This is a genomic window from Enterobacter sp. CCUG 70166 (assembly GCF_020224095.1).
GTDB lineage: Bacteria > Pseudomonadota > Gammaproteobacteria > Enterobacterales > Enterobacteriaceae > Enterobacter > Enterobacter intestinihominis.
Window position 1 is genome coordinate 211,956 of record NZ_NRIQ01000011.1, and the last position, 18,670, is coordinate 230,625.

Annotated in this window: 16 protein-coding genes; 10 read left to right on the forward strand and 6 right to left on the reverse strand. The window is 53.9% G+C overall.

The features are described 5' to 3' along the window. Positions 1 to 8 precede the first annotated feature (8 nt). Entirely contained in the window at positions 9 to 2,084 is a 2,076-nt protein-coding gene (gene glgX / locus CKK19_RS06045) for a glycogen debranching protein GlgX (protein WP_022648158.1), read from the forward strand. Here the strand turns inward: glgX and CKK19_RS06050 are convergent. Continuing rightward, positions 2,081 to 2,629 carry a winged helix DNA-binding protein gene (locus CKK19_RS06050; protein ID WP_022648157.1) on the reverse strand — a complete coding sequence of 183 codons (549 nt, stop codon included), beginning with the start codon at positions 2,627 to 2,629 and terminating at the stop codon, positions 2,081 to 2,083. The genes glgX and CKK19_RS06050 overlap by 4 nt on opposite strands. 224 nt (positions 2,630 to 2,853) lie before the next feature. On the opposite strand from CKK19_RS06050, the gene CKK19_RS06055 reads away from it, so the two are divergent. Genes CKK19_RS06055 through CKK19_RS06065 form a run of 3 tightly spaced genes read left to right on the forward strand, consistent with a single transcriptional unit; the run spans position 2,854 to position 5,564 of the window. Beyond that, a complete protein-coding gene (locus tag CKK19_RS06055) occupies positions 2,854 to 3,576 on the forward strand; it encodes a DUF969 domain-containing protein (RefSeq protein WP_022648156.1) in 723 nt (240 codons plus the stop codon). Beyond that, the gene (locus CKK19_RS06060) at positions 3,573 to 4,559 is read left to right on the forward strand and encodes a DUF979 domain-containing protein (protein ID WP_038416071.1); all 987 of its coding nucleotides are present in this window, start codon (positions 3,573 to 3,575) and stop codon (positions 4,557 to 4,559) included. Before CKK19_RS06055 ends, CKK19_RS06060 begins: the two co-directional genes overlap by 4 nt. A gap of 9 nt (positions 4,560 to 4,568) precedes the next feature. After that, positions 4,569 to 5,564, forward strand: a complete 996-nt coding sequence (locus CKK19_RS06065) for a DUF2891 domain-containing protein (protein WP_063149941.1) — start codon at positions 4,569 to 4,571, stop codon at positions 5,562 to 5,564. Positions 5,565 to 5,567: 3 nt separating this feature from the next. Here CKK19_RS06065 and CKK19_RS25355 read toward each other — a convergent pair whose 3' ends face one another. From CKK19_RS25355 to CKK19_RS06085, 4 genes are read right to left on the reverse strand one after another with little or no spacing between them, the layout of a single operon-like run. Beyond that, the gene (locus tag CKK19_RS25355; protein ID WP_023306219.1) at positions 5,568 to 6,641 is read right to left on the reverse strand and encodes a fimbrial protein; all 1,074 of its coding nucleotides are present in this window, start codon (positions 6,639 to 6,641) and stop codon (positions 5,568 to 5,570) included. 15 nt (positions 6,642 to 6,656) lie between these two features. Continuing rightward, complete coding sequence (locus CKK19_RS06075) at positions 6,657 to 9,161, reverse strand: fimbria/pilus outer membrane usher protein (protein ID WP_225455056.1); 2,505 nt, start codon at positions 9,159 to 9,161, stop codon at positions 6,657 to 6,659. A 44-nt stretch (positions 9,162 to 9,205) separates the two neighbouring features. Beyond that, entirely contained in the window at positions 9,206 to 9,874 is a 669-nt protein-coding gene (locus CKK19_RS06080) for a molecular chaperone (RefSeq protein WP_023300135.1), read from the reverse strand. Between the two features lie 59 nt (positions 9,875 to 9,933). Next, positions 9,934 to 10,545 (reverse strand): fimbrial protein, encoded by a 612-nt coding sequence (locus CKK19_RS06085; RefSeq protein WP_063853491.1) that lies wholly within the window; start codon positions 10,543 to 10,545, stop codon positions 9,934 to 9,936. A gap of 367 nt (positions 10,546 to 10,912) precedes the next feature. On the opposite strand from CKK19_RS06085, the gene CKK19_RS06090 reads away from it, so the two are divergent. The 6 genes from CKK19_RS06090 (at position 10,913) to CKK19_RS06115 (ending at position 17,205) form a co-directional block, all read left to right on the forward strand. Beyond that, positions 10,913 to 11,440 carry a fimbrial protein gene (locus tag CKK19_RS06090; protein ID WP_022648149.1) on the forward strand — a complete coding sequence of 176 codons (528 nt, stop codon included), beginning with the start codon at positions 10,913 to 10,915 and terminating at the stop codon, positions 11,438 to 11,440. Positions 11,441 to 11,484: 44 nt separating this feature from the next. Beyond that, on the forward strand, positions 11,485 to 12,168 hold the full coding sequence (locus CKK19_RS06095; RefSeq protein ID WP_063853492.1) for a fimbria/pilus periplasmic chaperone: 684 nt from the start codon (positions 11,485 to 11,487) through the stop codon (positions 12,166 to 12,168). Between the two features lie 38 nt (positions 12,169 to 12,206). After that, positions 12,207 to 14,789, forward strand: coding sequence for a fimbria/pilus outer membrane usher protein (locus CKK19_RS06100; RefSeq protein ID WP_063853493.1), 2,583 nt, complete (start codon positions 12,207 to 12,209; stop codon positions 14,787 to 14,789). Then, complete coding sequence (locus CKK19_RS06105; RefSeq protein WP_063853494.1) at positions 14,789 to 15,367, forward strand: fimbrial protein; 579 nt, start codon at positions 14,789 to 14,791, stop codon at positions 15,365 to 15,367. The genes CKK19_RS06100 and CKK19_RS06105 overlap by 1 nt, the downstream gene beginning before the upstream one ends. Before the next feature lie 23 nt (positions 15,368 to 15,390). After that, entirely contained in the window at positions 15,391 to 16,527 is a 1,137-nt protein-coding gene (locus tag CKK19_RS06110; protein ID WP_032624240.1) for a type 1 fimbrial protein, read from the forward strand. A gap of 120 nt (positions 16,528 to 16,647) precedes the next feature. Then, entirely contained in the window at positions 16,648 to 17,205 is a 558-nt protein-coding gene (locus CKK19_RS06115) for a hypothetical protein (protein WP_157507572.1), read from the forward strand. Here CKK19_RS06115 and CKK19_RS06120 read toward each other — a convergent pair. Next, positions 17,184 to 18,572, reverse strand: coding sequence for an MFS transporter (locus CKK19_RS06120; protein ID WP_063853496.1), 1,389 nt, complete (start codon positions 18,570 to 18,572; stop codon positions 17,184 to 17,186). The genes CKK19_RS06115 and CKK19_RS06120 overlap by 22 nt on opposite strands. Positions 18,573 to 18,670: the final 98 nt, after the last annotated feature.

Here is an 18,670-nt window from a genome sequence, read left to right on the forward strand (position 1 = left end):
GAACAAAAATGCCAAAGGATACAACGTTTGAAATTCGGGCCGGTCATGGCCAGCAGTTGGGCGCAAATTATGACGGGAAAGGGGTGAACTTCGCCCTGTTTTCCGCCCACGCTGAGCGGGTGGAGTTGTGTCTGTTTGATCCTTCGGGAAAAACAGAAATCGCCCGTCTGGAACTGCCGGAATATACCCATGAGGTCTGGCACGGCTATGTGCCGGACCTGAAACCGGGGGCGCTGTATGGCTACCGCGTTTACGGCCCCTACGATCCGGAGAACGGTCACCGCTTCAACCCCAATAAGCTGCTTATTGACCCCTATGCCCGTGAACTGGTAGGTGAAATTGAGTGGAACGATGCCCACTTCGGCTATGAGCTGGGACACGACGAGCTGGATCTCAGTTTTGACACGCGAGACAGCGCGCCGTTTACGCCCAAATGTAAGGTCATCGACCCCAATGCCGTTGACTGGCAGGACTCACGCCGGCCCGATATCCCGTGGCCGCATACCGTGGTCTATGAAAGCCACGTAAAAGGCTTTACCCAGCTTAACCCGGCTATTCCGCCTGAACTGCGCGGTACGTTTGAGGGGATGGGGCATAAAGCCTCGGTGGAGTACATCAAAAGCCTCGGCATTACCTCGGTCGAGCTGCTACCGGTTCACTGGTTCCCTGACGATCAGCACCTGCTCGATCGCGGCCTGAAAAACTTCTGGGGCTATAACTCGCTCGGTTTCTTTGCGCCAGCGTCCCGCTATTACGGCCCGGCGGGGATCCAGGGTTTCCGCGACATGGTGCGTGCTTATCATGACGCGGGCATCGAGGTGATCCTCGACGTGGTCTATAACCACACGGCGGAGGGCAACGAGCTGGGGCCAACCCTGTCGTTTAAGGGGATTGATAACTTCTGCTATTACCGCACCATGCCGGATCAGCATCGGTATTACATCAACGACACCGGCACCGGAAACACCGTAAACACCTCGCACCCGCGCGTGTTGCAGATGGTCATGGACTCCCTGCGTTACTGGGCGGAATCGATGCAGATTGACGGTTTCCGCTTTGACCTCGGAACCATTCTCGGACGCGAGCCGGAGGGATTCGACCCGCGCGGCGGCTTCTTTGATGCCGTGACCCAGGATCCGGTGCTGTCGAAGCTGAAGCTTATCGGTGAACCGTGGGATATTGGCCCAGGGGGGTATCAGGTGGGGGGCTTCCCGCCAGGCTGGGGCGAGTGGAACGACAAATACCGCGACACGGTACGTGAATACTGGAAGGGAGATAACGTTTCTAACGATTTTGCCGCCCGTCTGTTAGGGTCCGGTGATTTGTACGATCTGCGCGGACGTCGTCCGTGGGCCAGCGTCAATTTTATCACCGCGCATGACGGCTTTACGCTGAACGACCTGGTATCCTACAACGAGAAGCATAACGCCGATAACGGGGAAGATAATAACGACGGACATAACGATAACCGATCGTATAACTACGGTGAAGAAGGGCCGACGGAGAATCCGGATATTATCGCCACCCGCGAGCGGCAAAAGCGCAACTTCCTCACCACGCTCTTCTTCTCCCACGGCACGCCGATGCTGCTGGCAGGTGATGAGTTTGGCCGGACGCAAAAGGGCAATAATAACGGCTATTGCCAGGACAGCGAGATCTCCTGGATAAACTGGGAAGGACTCTCTGAAAACGACGAGAAGCTGCGCGACTTTACCCGTCGGTTGATTGCTCTGCGCGCTGAGCAGCCGCTGCTGCGCCGTGAAAACTGGCGCGACGGGCTTGAGATCCGCTGGTTTAACGCCGGTGGCGGACCGCAGCAGTCGGAACAGTGGGACGAGGGTTCCACTCTTGGTCTTGCCATCAGCCGTCCTGATCTTGAGCAGGAAGAGGGCATCTGGCACGACGTGCTGATGCTGTTTAACCCGTTTGAAGGCACGGTGCCATTCCAGATCCCGCAGTTTGGCGAAGGGGGCTGGGTGCTGGAGCTTTCGACGGCGGATGATGCCCCCACAGGGGAAATCATCACGGAATCCGTCGATTATGAACTGGCCGGGCGGAGCATAACGCTTTTCCGCCGTCCTTAAAGCGAGGCCGCCGCGCGTGCGGCGGTATCATACAGGGAGGAGATCGCGCGGAGTAACTGCGCGGTCTCACCAATCGACGCGCCTGGAATGCCGCTTTCCGCATGAATGTTGATCAGGCAGGCTTCCCGTACCTCCCGGTACTTCATGCACAGCGCTTTACCTTCCTCCGTCGTCGAGAAAAAGAGCTCTTTCCCCGCTTTTTCACTGGTGACGTAACCCGCCTTTACCAGCTTTTTCAGCGCATACGTCACCACGTGGGTATCTTCCACGTTCAGCACAAAGCAGATGTCGGCCAGCTTTTTCTTGCGGTTGCGGTGGTTTACGTGGTGCAGAAGCGAGACGTCGAAAGCGCCCATATCCGGTTCACCTGCTGCGGTCATGCAGCGCACCATCCATTTGTTAAACGCATTGCTGGTCATGATCAGCGCATATTCCAGCTCTGATAATTCAGCACACCGCTCTGAGACGAGATGGCGGGAGGAGACGATACGCCCGTCCGCAATATCGTCGTGGTTTAACGCTGTTTTCGTTTTCTTTGTCGTCATACCGATCCTTTCTCCAGAATGTAAACCCGTCGATAAAATAAGAACATTTTATTGATAAATTGTTTACATGTTTTTGACGTTCAGATATAGCTTTTTAGTGCAGGTTCTGTGGAGCCTCACGCAACACACAACATCGCGCGCCGTAATGCACCGGCTTCGCTCTGCTGCGAAGTATAAAAAATAGCCGTCGGCGCGCAACGCTCACTTTGGATAGGGTAACGTTTATGGACAGTTCTACACTGTTGCCACTTATCGGGATTCCGGTGGTGGTTATTGGTTTTGCACTGCGTTTCAACCCGCTGCTGGTTGTCGTGGTGGCGGGGCTGGCAACGGGCCTGCTGGTTGGCATGGATTTCGGTATGCTGCTGGAAACCTTTGGCGAAAAGTTCGTGAATAGCCGATCGCTCGCCACTTTCATTCTGATCCTGCCGGTGATTGGCCTGCTGGAGTATTACGGGCTGAAAGAGCGCGCCCAGGCCTGGGTCGCGAAGATCGCCAGCGCCACCTCGGCGCGTATCCTGATGCTCTACTTTGTTGCCCGCGAAGGGACGGCTGCGCTGGGCCTGATGTCGCTTGGCGGCCACGCACAAACGGTGCGTCCTCTGCTGGCGCCGATGGCCGAAGGGGCGGCCCTGAATGAATACGGCGAACTGCCGCAGACTATCCGCGACAAAATCAAAGCCCATGCCGCCGCGTGTGACAATATCGCGGTTTTCTTTGGGGAAGATATCTTTATCGCCTTTGGCGCGGTACTGCTGATTGATGCGTTCCTGAAAGAGAACGGGATCGAGGGGATCGAACCGCTGCATATCGGCCTGTGGGCCATTCCGACCGCTATTGCGGCACTGATCATCCATATGACGCGTCTGCTGCGCCTCGACGCCAGCATTCGTCGCGACGTGATGGCCTGGAGAGCAGAGCAGGGTACGCAGGAGATCGCACCATGATGACCTTTATCACCATTAACCGCGTGTACTACCTGATCGGCTTTGTCGTGATGCTGCTGGTTGTGATGACCCTTCGCGATCGCGCTAACCCGAAACGCTATACCACCGCGCTGTTCTGGTTTCTGTTTGGCGGGATCTTCCTGTTTGGCGATCTGATGGTGCAGGAGCTGGGTAAGTCGCTGGCGTATCGCATTATTGGCGGCGCCGTTATCGTGATTGCGCTACTGGCCGGTTTCGGGCTGGTCGGGAAGGGGCATTATAAAATGTCCACCGAGGAGGAGCGGGTTGCCTCATCACACCGGCTGAAAAACTGGCTATTCTTGCCCGCGCTGATGATCCCGGTGGTGACGGTCATCGGGACGCTGTTTCTGAAAGGCGTGTCGATTGGCGGTGTCTATCTGCTCGACCAGAAGCAGCTTACGCTGGCAGCGCTGTGCGTGGCCTGTGTGGCGGCTATCCTCACCGGCTGGTGGCTGACAAAAGGTACGCCGCTGCATGCGGTTCGTCAGTCGCGTCGGCTGGTCGATACCATTGGCTGGGCGGTGATCCTGCCGCAGATGCTCGCCATGCTCGGCGGGGTGTTTGTGGTGGCGAATACCGGCGAATCGGTACAAAAGGTGGTCAGCCTGTTTGTGAACCCGGACAGCCGCTTCATGCTGGTGGTGATTTACTGCGTGGGGATGGCGCTGTTTACCATGATCATGGGTAACGCCTTCGCAGCCTTCCCGGTGTTAAGCGCCGGTATCGCTCTGCCATTCCTGATTAACGTCCATCACGGTAACCCGGCGCCGCTGCTGGCTATCGGTATGTACGCTGGCTATTGCGGCACGCTGATGACGCCGATGGCCGCCAACTTCAACATTGTGCCCGCCGCGCTGCTTGAGCTAAAAGACAAATATCAGGTTATCAAGATCCAGATCCCGACCGCGTTAACCTTGCTGGTGGTGAACGTGTTCTTAATGTATTTCCTCGTGTTTCGCTAAGGAGCTGCAATGGAATTAACGCAACATCAGGCTGACGCCTTCGCCAGAATGCCGTTGACCTATCTACGTCAGGAATACCCGAACCACATTATGCATCTGCTCAACGATGACGGCGACGTTCTGCCGCCTCGCGAGCTGCACCCGATCTTTTACGGCTGTTTTGACTGGCACTCTGCGGTGCACGGCTACTGGCTGCTGCTGCGCTGCCTGCGTCTCTGGCCCGAACTGCCGTGTCGGGAAGAGATCATCACTCTCTTCGAAGAACACCTGACCGACGAGAAGGTGGCGAAGGAGCTGGCCTATTTTACCGCGCCGTTCCGCGCGTCGTTTGAGCGACCTTATGGCTACGGCTGGCTGCTGGCGCTGGCCCAGGAGCTGAAACAATCGTCACTGCCGCAGGCGGAGCGCTGGTACCAGACGCTGCAACCGTTAACGCGGGATATTCGCCAGCGGCTGGTGGATTACCTCAGCAAGCTTACCTATCCGATCCGCGTCGGGACGCACTACAACACGGCGTTTGCGCTCGCGCTGGGGCTGGATTATGCCCGGGCGGTGAACGATGACACGCTTGAGCGCGCCATCCTGGACGCGGCAACGCGGTTTTACCTCGCGGACACGCATTATCCTGCGCATTATGAGCCGGGTGGCGACGAGTATATCTCCGGAGCGCTGACCGAGGCCCTGCTGATGAGTAAGGTGGTGGAGGATTTCCCGGCCTGGTTCGATGCGTTTCTGCCTGAAGTGGGCGCCGTTTCTGCGCTCATGAACCCGGCTGAGGTGAGCGATCGCACCGACCCGAAAATCGCGCATCTGGACGGTCTCAACCTCAGCCGTGCCTGGTGTATGAAGCACATTGCCCGCGCCCTGCCGGAAAATCATCACGCCCGGAAGCCATTACGCGATGCCGTTGCGCGCCATCTCTCGGCAAGCGTGGAGCATGTTGTCGGCAGTCACTACAGCGGCGGGCACTGGCTGGCGAGTTTTGCGCTGCTGGCACTGGAGTAGCGCTTAGTTGTATATCAGACTAAATGTCGCCAGGCTGTCTGCCAGCCCCGCGGTGGCCTGGGTTTCGGTGCGCACATATTGTGCGTCGTAATCCAGGGAAAACGCGGTCTGCCGGGCAGCGTTGGCAAAAGGTTCGACACCGGTGCTGTTGAGAGGAACGGTTGTACCTCTGGCGGCACCGTAGTTATCGCCATACAGAATGCGGATCCCCACGCCGGTAGCGGCGCTCTCCTGTTGACTTAGCGCCAGCACATCGTGATTCTGCGCGTCTTTTTCAGTCGGACCAAAGAACCCGATCTTCACCGCTGCCGTTTGGGATGCGTCACAGACCAGAGGGATGATGAAGCGGTGTTTATCCCCATCCATTCCTTTGTTGAGATCGCTTACGCTACTTTGTCCCATATTGACGGTGATGTTGTTATCCGAGATATAACAGCTCGATTTATGCACTTTCAGGTCGGCGGCAGCGACTTCCACCGTCACGCCAGCTTCAGATATCACCGCGCCGTTAGTATCCTCCAGAATCAGCGTTCCTGCGCGAATTTGCCCGCTGTTCGGCTGTTCATAGACAATCTCCTGCGCGGTTTTATAAAACACGACGAAGAACTGGGTCGCCATTTGCGAGGGATCGTTTGTGCTGCAAATCGCAACGCTGTCATCCCCCGAGGCGATGTAATGCACGGGTTCGGCTGCACAGTGCGTGGTTTCGCGAATGCCCACCGCAAACCCGACGCCGGGAATATCTGGCACGTCATAAACGGAGGCCGGGGCGCCCGTACCGTTCGGCGCCACGCCGCTGACGGGCGCTACGGTTAAGGCGTTATTGGCCACAAAGCGCATCGTTACCGGGCCGGTTCCCTCAGGACAGTTATAAAACGAGCGGTTTTCCTGGCCCAGGATAGCGCCTGAAAGCATCGACCCCGGAGGGATCGATGGGTTATCAGTGATCGAGTAGTTTTGAAAGTTAATGACCGCATCGCCCATGGTCGGCGGGCAGGTCTGAGACGCCCTTGCCGTAGCGTGAATCAGCAAAAAAGCGAGCATCAGGAGATTGATTAAACGGTTGATATTGTTCACAGATATCTCAGTAAGTTATTGGCACTGAAGGTTCATAAGCGTGACCGGAGTGCGGCCAGCGGTATCCGGAAGGCGTAATGGGGCGCTACAGCGCATATCCTGGCCTTTCTGCCGCCAGCTGGCATGCAAGGTCCCGCGTAGCGGCACGCCGCTGAGATAGACCTGTCCTGCTTCGCCAACGATGCCGACGCTTGATTTCGCAGACGTCCCGTTCGAGACATACGCGCTGGCGCCAAATGGAAGCGGGCGCCCGCGTGCCGTAAGGGTGATGAGCGTTCTGATGCCCACGTGGGTATGGTAATTCGCCAGGATGACCGCGCCGCTGGTCGGCACAATCGTTCTGCTGTTCTGGTCCAGATCGACATTTTCTGCCAGCGTTTCGGTATCCAGCGAAATGGTGTTTTTGTGATACGCCGATAAGGTTGGCATCACGGCATAACCTCGGGAGTCGGTGTGAACATTGGTCGCCCCTTCAACCTGAACGTCCGACGCCTCGTCAGCGCGGATCAGCGCCAGGGTATCCCCAAGGCTTTGGCTCAACGTCACCCCATACTGTGTTGCCACAATGCCGCCTGCCGCGCCGTAGTTCACGCGGTTGCTATAGCGATCGTGGCTGTACCCGAGACTGGCGCTGCCATAACCGCCGTGATAAGCCAGCGCAAGGTTGCTGTTCGCGGTATTGGCCTGGTTGTCGAAGCCCTGCTGGAGGTTATAGTTCAGGCGATCGTGGGCCAGGGCCGTACCATACAGCGAAACCTGCCGGGTAGTATGGCCATCAAGGTTATTGTTGAGGCTGTAGCTGGTTGTTGCGCCGGGTAGCCAGCGGCTGAGTGGGACGCTGATGCTAAGGTTTATCGCCCGTTCGTTGTCGCTATCATCAGCGCTTGAGCGGGTGAGATAATACCCAACACTCAACGACACCCCTTTGTAGTTAGCGTAATAGCCAAGATGGACGGTTTGATCGACCGCCGAGGCGTTCCAGTAATCCTGACGGTAAAAGGATGCGCTGATATTGCCCAGCGCACCGAGATCCTGCGTCAAACTGAACTGTGTGCGGTTACGCCGGTTATGCACGTGCTGGTCTGGATCGCTGTCATCATTTGCTTCACTGAAACTGTAAAAGTCATGCGTCGTGTAATGGCTGGTCGAAAGGGTGAGCGACGTGTTCGTTTCAGCGAGATTTTTTTGGTACTGAGCGCGTATTTGCTGCCCGAGGGCCAGCCTGTCATCACTGAGGTGTGCTTTCGCCGCAACGGTGTCCACACCCAGTGCCCCAAACCGGCCAAAATCTTTACCTAATCCCAGCGCGAGAGCCTGATAGTGGCCGGAAAGCTCCGCTCCGCCGTACAGCGTCAGGCTTGAAGACAATCCGTAAAAGGCGGAGGCCTGAACAAACGGCGGGGTGTCGCCCTCGGCGTCAGGGCTGTTATACCGTCCGGCGCTGGCGCTGAATTTCAGTCGTTTCTCCCGTAGCATGAAGGCCACCGAGGAGTAGGGTTGGGTGAACGTGCGTTCGCTGCCATCACTTTCATGGACCGTGATCTCAAGATCGCCGCTTTGCGAAGTGGGGAAGAGATCGCTAATGACAAATGCGCCAGGCGCAACATAGGTTTCATAGATGGTGTAACCGTGCTGGCGAACGCTGACGCGGGCATTGCTGTGAGCGACCCAGCGGATCGTGGGCGCGAAACCGCGCTGGCTGTCCGGCAGCATATTCTCATCCGAGGCAAGCTGAAGCCCCGTAAACTGAAAACTGTCAAAAACCTCGCCAGACGTGTAGGCATTCCCTATTGTTAACGCGCTCTTCAGCGGCGTAATGGCCCGCTGGAGTGATGTTCCCTGAGACTGCCAGTGATGGGTATTACCATATTCAAACGTGGCGTAATTGCGTAAACGCCACGCCCCCAGGTTGATACCGGATCGCAGGCTCAGATAGCTGCTGTTGTCATGAATATTGTCGATGTTGGTTGTCGAGCCCGTAAGATTGTAATCGACAAAAGCAGCGGGGATGCCGTCGTCCCACTGTTCGGGAGGAATATAATCGGCACTTTTTTGCAACATGGCTGCCTGCGGAATGCTGAAAACCAGCCGATGATGGGTGAAGTCAAAATGCGTCGACGCATCGGGAATATATTTGCCGATGTCCGTAAATGTCTCCTCGTCATGCAGCGCATCGAACGAAGAGAAGGCCGCGATGTTTACCCCAAGTCTCTTGAGGTACGCCAGGTTCAGGACTGGTGAGAGCGTTCCCCCGGTATCGACAAATGCAATTTCGCGCTCATCCCGCTGCGTCTGGTTAACAACAACCGCGACACGATAATGTCCCGGCTGCTGACCGCCTTGTCGGGAAAAATAGCTTAAGTCGCTAGCCTGCTGCTGATCTGCTGTGATCTCCAGCGCCTGAGGATCGAAGTACTCATCGGCCTGTGCCCGGCGCACATGAATGCCAGACGTGACCGCACCCGCAAGCATCGCGAGCGTATAAATGCGGGGTAAATTGCGTGGGACGAGAGAATGCATGTGCGGTCGTTGGCTACATTCGCCAAAGGCGTGTTGTCACAGCGTCAGGATTGCGTGGCGACTCTCGTCAGCCCGCCGTAATCGTTGATCGCCTGCCAGCGAATGGTCCCCGAGCAGGGAATGTGCCATTGACGATCGGAGAAGGGGTCAATCATTCCCGGCATTTCAACGTCGGTGTTCCCAACGCTGACCTTGTAAAACGATACAAACCAGGGCGAGGGGTTGTGTGCGCTAAGCGTATTATTACGACAGGTAAATTTTAATTTTTTGTAGGCAAGTTCGGCATTGCCTTTCAACCCTGCGGGACGGAAAAATAACTTGAATTTTGACTTCACGTTAATCTGCAATTTGTTGCTGTTTGCTTTTTTGCTCGGGGCAATATTTTTGATGTTAAGCCAAAAAACAGATTCCCGGTCAGTGGGTAATGGCGTTCCAAGATAATTGATGCGCAGCGAGTTTTTCTGTTCCGCATCTAAACGAAATAACGTAGGCGTCACGATAAAGGGCGGAGCGGTTTTATTCTTACTGTCAATATTTTCAATCCACGACTGAATAAGATAAGGGGTTTCTTTTTCCATATTGGTAATGGAAAATGCCACTTCTCTTTGCCCCTCAAGGTAAACAACACGCGTACCGCCCATCACAACCCCCGCGTGTGCTGACAGACTCATGCCGAGCGAATAAAAGAACAGGGCCGCGGTGAGTTTCTTCATTTTCAGATCCCCGTAGAGGTAAAAGATAAGCAGAGCAAGCTCTGCTTATCATCAGTCGATCAGTTATAAACCATCAGGAAATTGGCATCTGCGTCGGCTTCTCCGGTGCTGACGACATCGTTGGTGGCATTATAATTGGCGTAGAAATTGAGTGTTTTTGAATCTTCCCCTTCGGCAAGGTCGATACTCTGAGAAATATCACCAATTTTAATCTGCGTGTTACGGTCGCTTTCATAGAGTTTAACGGCAACGCCAGTCGCCGTATTGCCATCGCTGTCCACGGAGGAATTTAAACCCAGCAGGGTATTATCATTCGCATCTTTGTTACCATCAAACAACACGGCAACGGTTTTAACGGAATCCGGGCAACCTTCAACTGAGATCTGGAAAGGCGTGCGCGTGGTCTCTTTTTGGGTGGCAAAGTAGCTTGCAGCCCAGGTGCCTAATTCAACGGTTTGCCCTGCTGAGTCGGTGGTGATATTACAGGATGCATCGGTAATCTTACCGGTAAAATGGACTACGCCGCCCGTGCCCTGAGTCCCCGCATCGTTCTCTGGGTTGGTATTAATATTATTGTCGCTGTCACCAGAAGGAAGGCCCGCCAGCGCACTGCCACTTGCCATCATCAGGCCACAAAGGGTTAACGCGATCATGTTTTTTTTGTTGATCATGCCAATTGTTCTCATTCGCTCAAATATGTCAGTCTGGATATGCTGCTAGCAACACTGCCGGTGGCGTTATTGCTCAGAAAAAACAGCGCGAATGCTAACAAAATGCCAATCCAGGCCATAACAAAAGGTTGTCTAAAATTAAATTACTTTATTTTACGAAACTCCGTAACTTTCTTGTAACCTTACTTCGGGTTTGCTGATGTCGTTTATTGATGTTGCGAATCTAATTCCTGCCTGAGGGTTTATATTTGCCTTGTCACAAACGGTGCATTATTCATTGTGAGCTCAGTGGAGCTACTTTGTTATTGTCTCGTCCTGGCAGGAATAAAAATGAAGATATTTATTATTTCTATTGGGATATCAACGAATGAAACTGACTAAAATTGGTGCGACGCTTATTCTGACTTTTTGTGGCGCGAGCGCGGCGACGGCTTCTAACACTATCACATTTAATGGAACGGTGCTCGATCAGGGTTGTGATATTGCCGTTGATGGCGGCACGGCAAATGCGACCGTTGATCTGGGCTCAACGGCGGCAACCGACCTCGCTACAAAAGGCGACCTTGGCGCGCCAAAACAGTTTGTGTTCGACCTGAATAACTGCCCAACCAGCACGACTGCAAATATTGTTTTCTCAGGCCCTGTTGATGCTGTTGCAGCCGATCCATCCTATTTTGCAAACACTGCTACGCTGGGTGCGGCAACCAACGTGGCCGTTCAGCTCAAGCAGGGCGGCTCAAATGGTACCATCGTCAAAAATAATGCAGATAACGATCCTATTACTTTCACCGATGGCACAGCGAGTCAAACCTATACCGCGCAGATGATTGCCACCGGGCAGGCCGTTGCCGGCGATGTTAACGCTGTTATTACCTATAACGTCCGTTATAACTGATTCCACAGGAGGGGAAACCCTCCTTTTTAGTTTGTGAGTGCATTATGAAACCCATCGCCGCTGTTATTTTTTGCGTGGCCAGCGCCGCCAGCCTGAACGCGTCCGCCAGTATTGTTACCGGGAGTACGCGGGTTATTTTTGATGGCTCCCGCCAGGCCGCCTCTTTGTCCGTTGAAAACTCTGACAAGGTTACCAACCTGGTACAGTCGTGGATTAGCCCGGCTAAAGGCAGCCCGTTAAAAAAAGAAAATATGATTATTACGCCACCGCTATTCCGTCTGGAAGCCGGGAAAAAAGCGTCAATTCGTATTGTGCGTTCAGGTTTACCTGTTCCGGAAGATCGTGAATCGCTGTTATGGCTGAACGTGAAAGGGATCCCCGCTACCGACGGTAGTGAAGGTAAAAATACGATGCAAATTGCCATCAACTCAAAGATTAAGCTGATCTACCGTCCGGCAGCATTAAAGGGGCAGACGCCAGAATCCAATGCGGAAAAGCTTAAGTGGAACCTGACCGCGAAGGGTTTACAGGTCAATAACCCGACACCTTTTTATATGAACTTCTCACGAATTGAAATTAATCACCAGGCGTTAAGCGGGCAGTATTTTGTCGCGCCATTCTCCACGTTGAGTATTTCTGAAGGTGTTATGTCACCTCACGGCAAAGTAACCTGGTCGCTTATTAATGATTATGGCGTGAAAGGCCCGGACAAAGTCACCTCATATTAATCGACACCGTAAGTCTCCCGCACGGATACAGGGTTACAATGGAAAAAGTGAAACAAACCTACGTCCTTTCTTTAGGGCTCGGGCTCAGTGTTGTCTTTAGTTCTTTCAGCGCACGTGCGCAGGAACATTTCAACCCTCATCTTTTGGAAACAGACAGCGCAGAAGTGCCAGCAATGGATCTCAGTCTGTTTGCCAAAGATGAGGTGCCGCCCGGGGACTATAACGTCGACATTTTTATCAACGGCAATCTGGTAGACAGTAAAACCCTCTCTTTTCGACGGTTGAAAAGTGCCCCTACGTCAGACCGCACAGGGGCATGCTTAAACGTCACTCAGCTGAAAGCCTGGAACGTTCGTGTCGATAACTATTTTGGCGAACAGGAAAAAGCCAGCGAATGTGTGGATCTGTTTACCATCCCCGGCGCGGACGAAAAAATCGATCTGGCGCAGCAGCGTTTCGACCTGATCCTGCCGCAGGTTGCTTTATTTAACACCGCAAGGGGTTATGTTTCACCGGAGCGCTGGGATGAAGGGATCACGGCGGGTTTACTTAATTACAGCGTCTCAGGTCAACAGGATCTGCATCAACGCAACGGCACCGACAGCAGTAATCAGTTTCTTAGCCTGCAACCGGGGCTGAACGTAGGCGCCTGGCGCTTTCGCAACTATTCCACCTATACCCATTCCGAATCCGAAAATGACTGGGATTCCGTGTATACCTACGCCTCACGGGATATTAAATCTCTTAAAAGCCAGCTGGTACTGGGACAAGGAACCACGCGCGGCGGCATTTTTGATAGCGTCGGTTTCACCGGGGTGCAGATGTACTCGGATAACGATATGAAGCCGGACAGCATGCAAGGCTTCGCCCGTGTAATACGCGGTATAGCCCGCAGCAATGCCGAAGTGACGGTATACCAGAACGGTCACAGCATTTATAAGGCTACCGTGCCGCCGGGGCCGTTTGAATTCAGCGATATGTATCCGACCGGCAGCTCCGGCGATCTACAGGTGGTGATCAAAGAGTCCGACGGTACGCAAAGTAGCTTTATTGTGCCTTACGCCACGCTGCCGGTATTGCAACGTGAAGGTCAGGTGCAGTATGGCCTGGTGGCGGGCAAAACCCGTCAGGACGGGTCGGGTTCACGTGCAGAGGATTTTAACTTTATTCAGGGATCAGCGGCCTGGGGCGTCGGAAAAGGGATCACGCTTTACGGCGGCTATATTCAGGCGGAAGACAATTATTCCAACTTGATTGCCGGAACCGGTTTTAATATGGGCAGCGCCGGAGCGCTCTCATTTGATATTTCCCAGTCGTGGGCGGATATCCCGCAGCCGGACAACATGCGACAACAGGAACACCATAGCGGCCAGTCGTATCGCGTGCGCTACAGTAAGACGCTTCAGCAGACCAACACCGATATTGCCGTCGCCGGTTATAAATTTTCAACCCGGGGTTATCTTTCGTTTCAGGACTTCCTCAATGACTGGGATCCGGGCAATAGCACTATTGATAATGGCCGCGAGCGAAACCGTTTTGATGTGACAATCTCACAGACGTTGCCTTTCGGCACCCTGTCACTGAGCATGTACGACGCCTCTTATTGGAACAGTGAACATGCGGACTCCATGAACCTGGGCTTCAGCAGCACGCTTGGACCGGTGTCGTACTCGCTGAACTATGCCCACTCTAAAAACGTCAATGGCGGTTACAATAACGATTCCGATAACTACGACGACGATAACGTCTTCTCGCTTAACCTGAGCGTACCGTTCAGCGCCTTCAGCCACAGTGAAGCGGCCCGGTCTGTTTCGGCTAACTATTCGATGAACAGTAGTAAAAACGGCGATACCACGCACAACATCGGAATTTCCGGTACCGCGATGCAGGAAAACCAGCTGAACTGGCAGGTTTCAGAAGGCTATAACGCCGATTCTGAAGCTACTAACGGCAATGTCACTGTGGGTTATCAAAGTACTTATGCCGATATGTCCGCAGGCTATAGCTACGACGATTACAGCCGACGAGTGAATTACAGCCTGCGCGGGGGCATGGTGCTGCATCGCGACGGTATCACCCTGGCGCGTCAGCTCAACGATAGCGTAGCGCTGGTTGAAACACCGGGTGTTTCCGGTATGCCGATCAACGGGCAGACGAACGTTCATACCGATTATTTCGGTAACGCCATTGTGCCGTACGTTCGTCCGTATCACAGCAATTCGATCTCACTCAACACAGTGGATGCCAGCGATACTTCTGCGGCCATTGATAACATCGCCAAAACCGTGGTGCCGACCAAAGGGGCGGTAGTACGCGTGAAGTACAACACCTGGATTGGACAAAAGGCGATGATGACGCTGACCTACAACGGTAAACCGGTGCCGTTTGGCGCAGTAGTAACACAAACCAGCGGCGAGTCGGATGACACGCGCAGCAGTATTGTTGGCGACGGCGGGGAAGTGTATCTCGTCGGGCTCGCCGGGAAAGGGCGGTTAATTGTTAAGTGGGGGGAGACGGCGAACAAGCAGTGCGCCGTTGATTACACACTTGCCGGCGCTAAAACAGAGGCCGATATTTTATTCATCAACGGGGTTTGCCATCCCGTATCGGGAGCAAATTAATGTCACGCTTCATTATTCTCCGTTCCGGCCTTAAATCGCTCATCGGCCCGGGAATGGTATTCATGCTGAGCGTGCCGCCGGCAATGGCGTACACCGATCGCAATGATATTGAGTTCCATGTCACCGGAAACATTATTGATGGCTCATGTAACGTCACCAAACCGGAGGCAGTCGACCTCGGGAAATATTACTGGAAAGACTTTGCCGTAGCGGGGGGGAACACAGGAAATGTGCCAGTGACCATCGCGTTTGACAGCTGCACCGCAGGGTTAAGCCAGGCAACGGTTACCTTTACAGGCGCACCTTACGCTGAAGATCCGGCTTATGCCTCTGTCATTTACGCCAATCAGGTGGCGGCAGATGCAGGCGGCGCGACCGATGTCGGCCTTCAGTTGTTTATCCGTGACCACGAACATCCCATCAGCGGTGTCGCGCTGGCCAACGGCGTGAGCTACCCGGTTGCGCTCGAAAACCAAACCGGCGCGATGACTTTTACTGCCCGAATGTATACCCCACATGGGACCCCAACACCGGGTGCATTCAGCAGTGCGATTACATTGAATGTTGTTTATAACTGAGCTTAAGTGAGCAGACTAATTTCATGTCAAAATATTTATATTATCTGGTGTTATTGCTGGGGACAGTCCCACTATTAAGTCATGCAGCCTGTAACCGGGATAACGGCGATGATGTTACCGTCACGACGATCCCATTACCCTCGAAACTGTTGGTCAGTGCGAAAAATTATACCTTTGGCGAAGTGTTATACGATTCTGGATATATCAGCGGGACGGATGGGGATGTCACGATTAAAAACTGTAGCAGGGATTATTACGTAGGATTTCATTATAACCCGACTCATTTAGCGTCGGCGTCGCCGGTGGGAGATAATATCTACCCGACCACGATACCGGGTATCGGCATTAAGACCTACACGCTTAACCAGGCCGGTCCGTATGATTATGAACGTGCGGTTGATAACTCATGGCAGTCCGGCGATGGCGAGAGCAGCCATACGCTGGCGGGCTCGGCCTATCGTGTGCAGTTGATTGCGACGGGGGGTACAATCCCGAGCGGTAATCTGGCCCTTGAGAGCGGCAAACTGGCGACAGTGGAATTTCGTGAAGGGCAAAGCAGTTCGGATAACGGTGATAATGCGTCAGAAGTCTATTTGTCAAATACACAGATAGAAGTCTATGCGATGGGATGCTCAGCATCCGTTTCTTCCCTGCTGTTTAATATGGGCGATGTGGATACCTCTGCGTTTGATAATCTTAAGATGGTGGAAGGACCCGAACAGGATGTTGGTCTGAGCTGTCAGCCAGGCACCAACGTGACCTTGACCATCAACGGGCCGCTTGCCGAGGGCGACAACGATGATGGTTCAGTGATTGCTTTAGACCAGTCTGAATCGGGTACGACGGCGACCGGTGTGGGGGTCGTGATATCAGCCTATCAACCGGCGCTACGCAGTTTTACCTACTGGGCCATTGGTCAGGAGGTACAAGCTTTTAATTCCAGTCGTGTAAAAGCCGCATCACAAGGCAGTGGGCTGGCTGCCGATGGTACCGCGCTTGCTGATATCGGCTCCGCAACAACCTATAGCGATCCGGCAAATGCAGGCGGGGCCGGAGAGTCTGAAACCTTACGTTTCAAAGCGTGGTATTACAAAACCAGTGACGTTGTCACGCCAGGGCAAGCAAATGCCACCGGGACAATCACCCTTAAATATAATTGATACCTTTGATCATGACAGGGGGTAGCGCTGCGGTTTATTTTTGTACACCTCTGCGCTACCGTTATGTGTTTTTGTCGTGTACATTTCCTCTGCGACCCTATTTTTTCGGTGGAACTGACAATGATTACTAAACGGTCTGAGCCACGCTTTTCAGTCATTCTGTTAATTTTTGTGTGTCTTGTAGGATTATATTCTTTTAACGGTCACCTTAAGCCTCACGCCGGACAAAAAGGGGTTGCATGTATTTCTTACAAGCGGATCCTGCGTGAATCACCGTTACTGGCACAGGAAAAAAAGCAGAACGAAATACTTCTCGCATTAGCTAAAAAATCCGCGCTTGAAGTTGAGAAAAAATATTATGCTCTGCCAGAACCCTTGCGCCGTGAAATGAAAGCGATCGATGATATGAGTAAAAACACGCAACTGCGGGCAGAGCAGGGTCGCCTGCGGCATATAAGCCAGCGAGTTATTTCTGATACCGTTGAAAGATACAGAATAGATCATCACTATTCGGTCGTTTTCAATAAAGATAGCGCCTCTACAGTGGATTATGGTCACGACATCAGTAATGAAATCATTAATGAATTACAGCATGTAAAAGTGGTGTACGGGCCGCGCCCTAATTTTGAAGATGCGACCCGGGAGCTTTTGCTCGCTCAACCTGTTTCCGCAGGATGAGTGATTTTACGCAGTCGGCTCGCGCTGACGATGACCGCTACGGCAGAAGCCGCCGCAGCGATCCACAGTGCAGCATGAATTGCTCTCTCATTTGTCGCCAGCAGTACGCCCACAGCGGCGGCCCCCAGACACTGCCCGAACGTGCGCATAATGGATAACACACCGGATGCATAGCTCGCATAGTCACGACTAACGTTTGAGAGCATTTCCCGGTTATTGGGACTCTGAAAGCAGCCAAATCCCATCCCGCAAACCAGGCTTCGCAGGCAGATATTCCACATCGAAGGGCTGGCGGGTAATGTTGCCAGCAGAATCAAACCGACGACAAAAATCATCAGCCCCAGAGTTGAAATCACCGGGGCGGAAATCGTGTCCGCCCACCGGCCTGCATGCGGCGCAATCAGCACGATCCCGAGCGGCCACGGCGTAAATAGCAGGGCAGAAATCACCGGACTGTAGCCGTATTCGCTCTGAAACAGGAAGGGTAGCGCAATAAAGGTGATACCCTGGCTGACAAAAGCAATCATCGACGTTAAGGCCGCGAGGGTAAAACGTTCATTTTTGAATATGGCTGGCGGCAGTAAGGGGTTATCCGTGCGGCGGATCTGCCAGATAAAAGCCATGCCGCTCAGCGCAGCGAGAACCGTCCAGCAAAGACTACCTGTGTGATAAGTAGCATCATGGAGGCTGTTCGCCGCCACGATCGTCGAACCCAACAGCAGCGCCGACAATATGGCGCCCAGGGTGTCAAAGGGCGCTTGCTTTCGAACCGCATCCCGCGGCAGCGATTTGACCGCCAGCAGCAAGGCGAGGGTGCCGGGAAGAACGTTTATCGCAAAAAGCCATTGCCAGCTCAGGGTGTGAAGGATCGTACCGCCCAATACCGGGCCGATAGCGGAGCTGGAGGCGATGAGCAGGGCGTGCAAACCCAGAATGCGGCCAAGCAATCGTCCGGGAAATACGGACCGCAGTATCGCGGGAGCAATACTCAGCGTCGCTGCGCCGCCGATCCCCTGAAGCACGCGCATACCGATAAGCACTTCGGGCGTTTTCGCCAGCGCGCAACCCAGCGATGTCAGGGTAAAGGTCGTCAGGCCTGCCAGAAATACGGGGCGATAACCCAGGCGGGCCGCAAGCGCCGCGAATATCGCCAGCGTCATTGCAGCCGCCAGCAGATACCCGTTGGCGAACCAGACGGCATAACTGGCTGGCACCTGCATCTTCTGAGCCATGGAGGGCAGGGCAATGTTGATCATGGTGCCATCAAACACGCCCATTAACGTGGTGGTCATTATCGCGGCCAGCACCCGTGCGCGCGTCGGGCCAGGCAGTCCATCGTCGCCGGGTTGGCTGGAAAAAAGCATCATCTTGTTGTCCTTAGAGAAGAGTGTGTGGATGACAAAACTATAAAGATGGCTTTTGCAGGGCGGAAGGCGCACCATTTACACTTTATCGTTGCATGTAA

Coding starts and splice junctions, on each gene's coding strand:
- glgX (WP_022648158.1), top strand. CDS start 9: ATGCCAAAGGATACAACGTTTGAAATTCGGGCCGGTCATGGCCAGCAG.
- CKK19_RS06050 (WP_022648157.1), bottom strand. CDS start 2,629: ATGACGACAAAGAAAACGAAAACAGCGTTAAACCACGACGATATTGCG.
- CKK19_RS06055 (WP_022648156.1), top strand. CDS start 2,854: ATGGACAGTTCTACACTGTTGCCACTTATCGGGATTCCGGTGGTGGTT.
- CKK19_RS06060 (WP_038416071.1), top strand. CDS start 3,573: ATGATGACCTTTATCACCATTAACCGCGTGTACTACCTGATCGGCTTT.
- CKK19_RS06065 (WP_063149941.1), top strand. CDS start 4,569: ATGGAATTAACGCAACATCAGGCTGACGCCTTCGCCAGAATGCCGTTG.
- CKK19_RS06075 (WP_225455056.1), bottom strand. CDS start 9,161: ATGCATTCTCTCGTCCCACGCAATTTACCCCGCATTTATACGCTCGCG.
- CKK19_RS06080 (WP_023300135.1), bottom strand. CDS start 9,874: ATGAAGAAACTCACCGCGGCCCTGTTCTTTTATTCGCTCGGCATGAGT.
- CKK19_RS06085 (WP_063853491.1), bottom strand. CDS start 10,545: ATGATCAACAAAAAAAACATGATCGCGTTAACCCTTTGTGGCCTGATG.
- CKK19_RS06090 (WP_022648149.1), top strand. CDS start 10,913: ATGAAACTGACTAAAATTGGTGCGACGCTTATTCTGACTTTTTGTGGC.
- CKK19_RS06095 (WP_063853492.1), top strand. CDS start 11,485: ATGAAACCCATCGCCGCTGTTATTTTTTGCGTGGCCAGCGCCGCCAGC.
- CKK19_RS06100 (WP_063853493.1), top strand. CDS start 12,207: ATGGAAAAAGTGAAACAAACCTACGTCCTTTCTTTAGGGCTCGGGCTC.
- CKK19_RS06105 (WP_063853494.1), top strand. CDS start 14,789: ATGTCACGCTTCATTATTCTCCGTTCCGGCCTTAAATCGCTCATCGGC.
- CKK19_RS06110 (WP_032624240.1), top strand. CDS start 15,391: ATGTCAAAATATTTATATTATCTGGTGTTATTGCTGGGGACAGTCCCA.
- CKK19_RS06115 (WP_157507572.1), top strand. CDS start 16,648: ATGATTACTAAACGGTCTGAGCCACGCTTTTCAGTCATTCTGTTAATT.
- CKK19_RS06120 (WP_063853496.1), bottom strand. CDS start 18,572: ATGATGCTTTTTTCCAGCCAACCCGGCGACGATGGACTGCCTGGCCCG.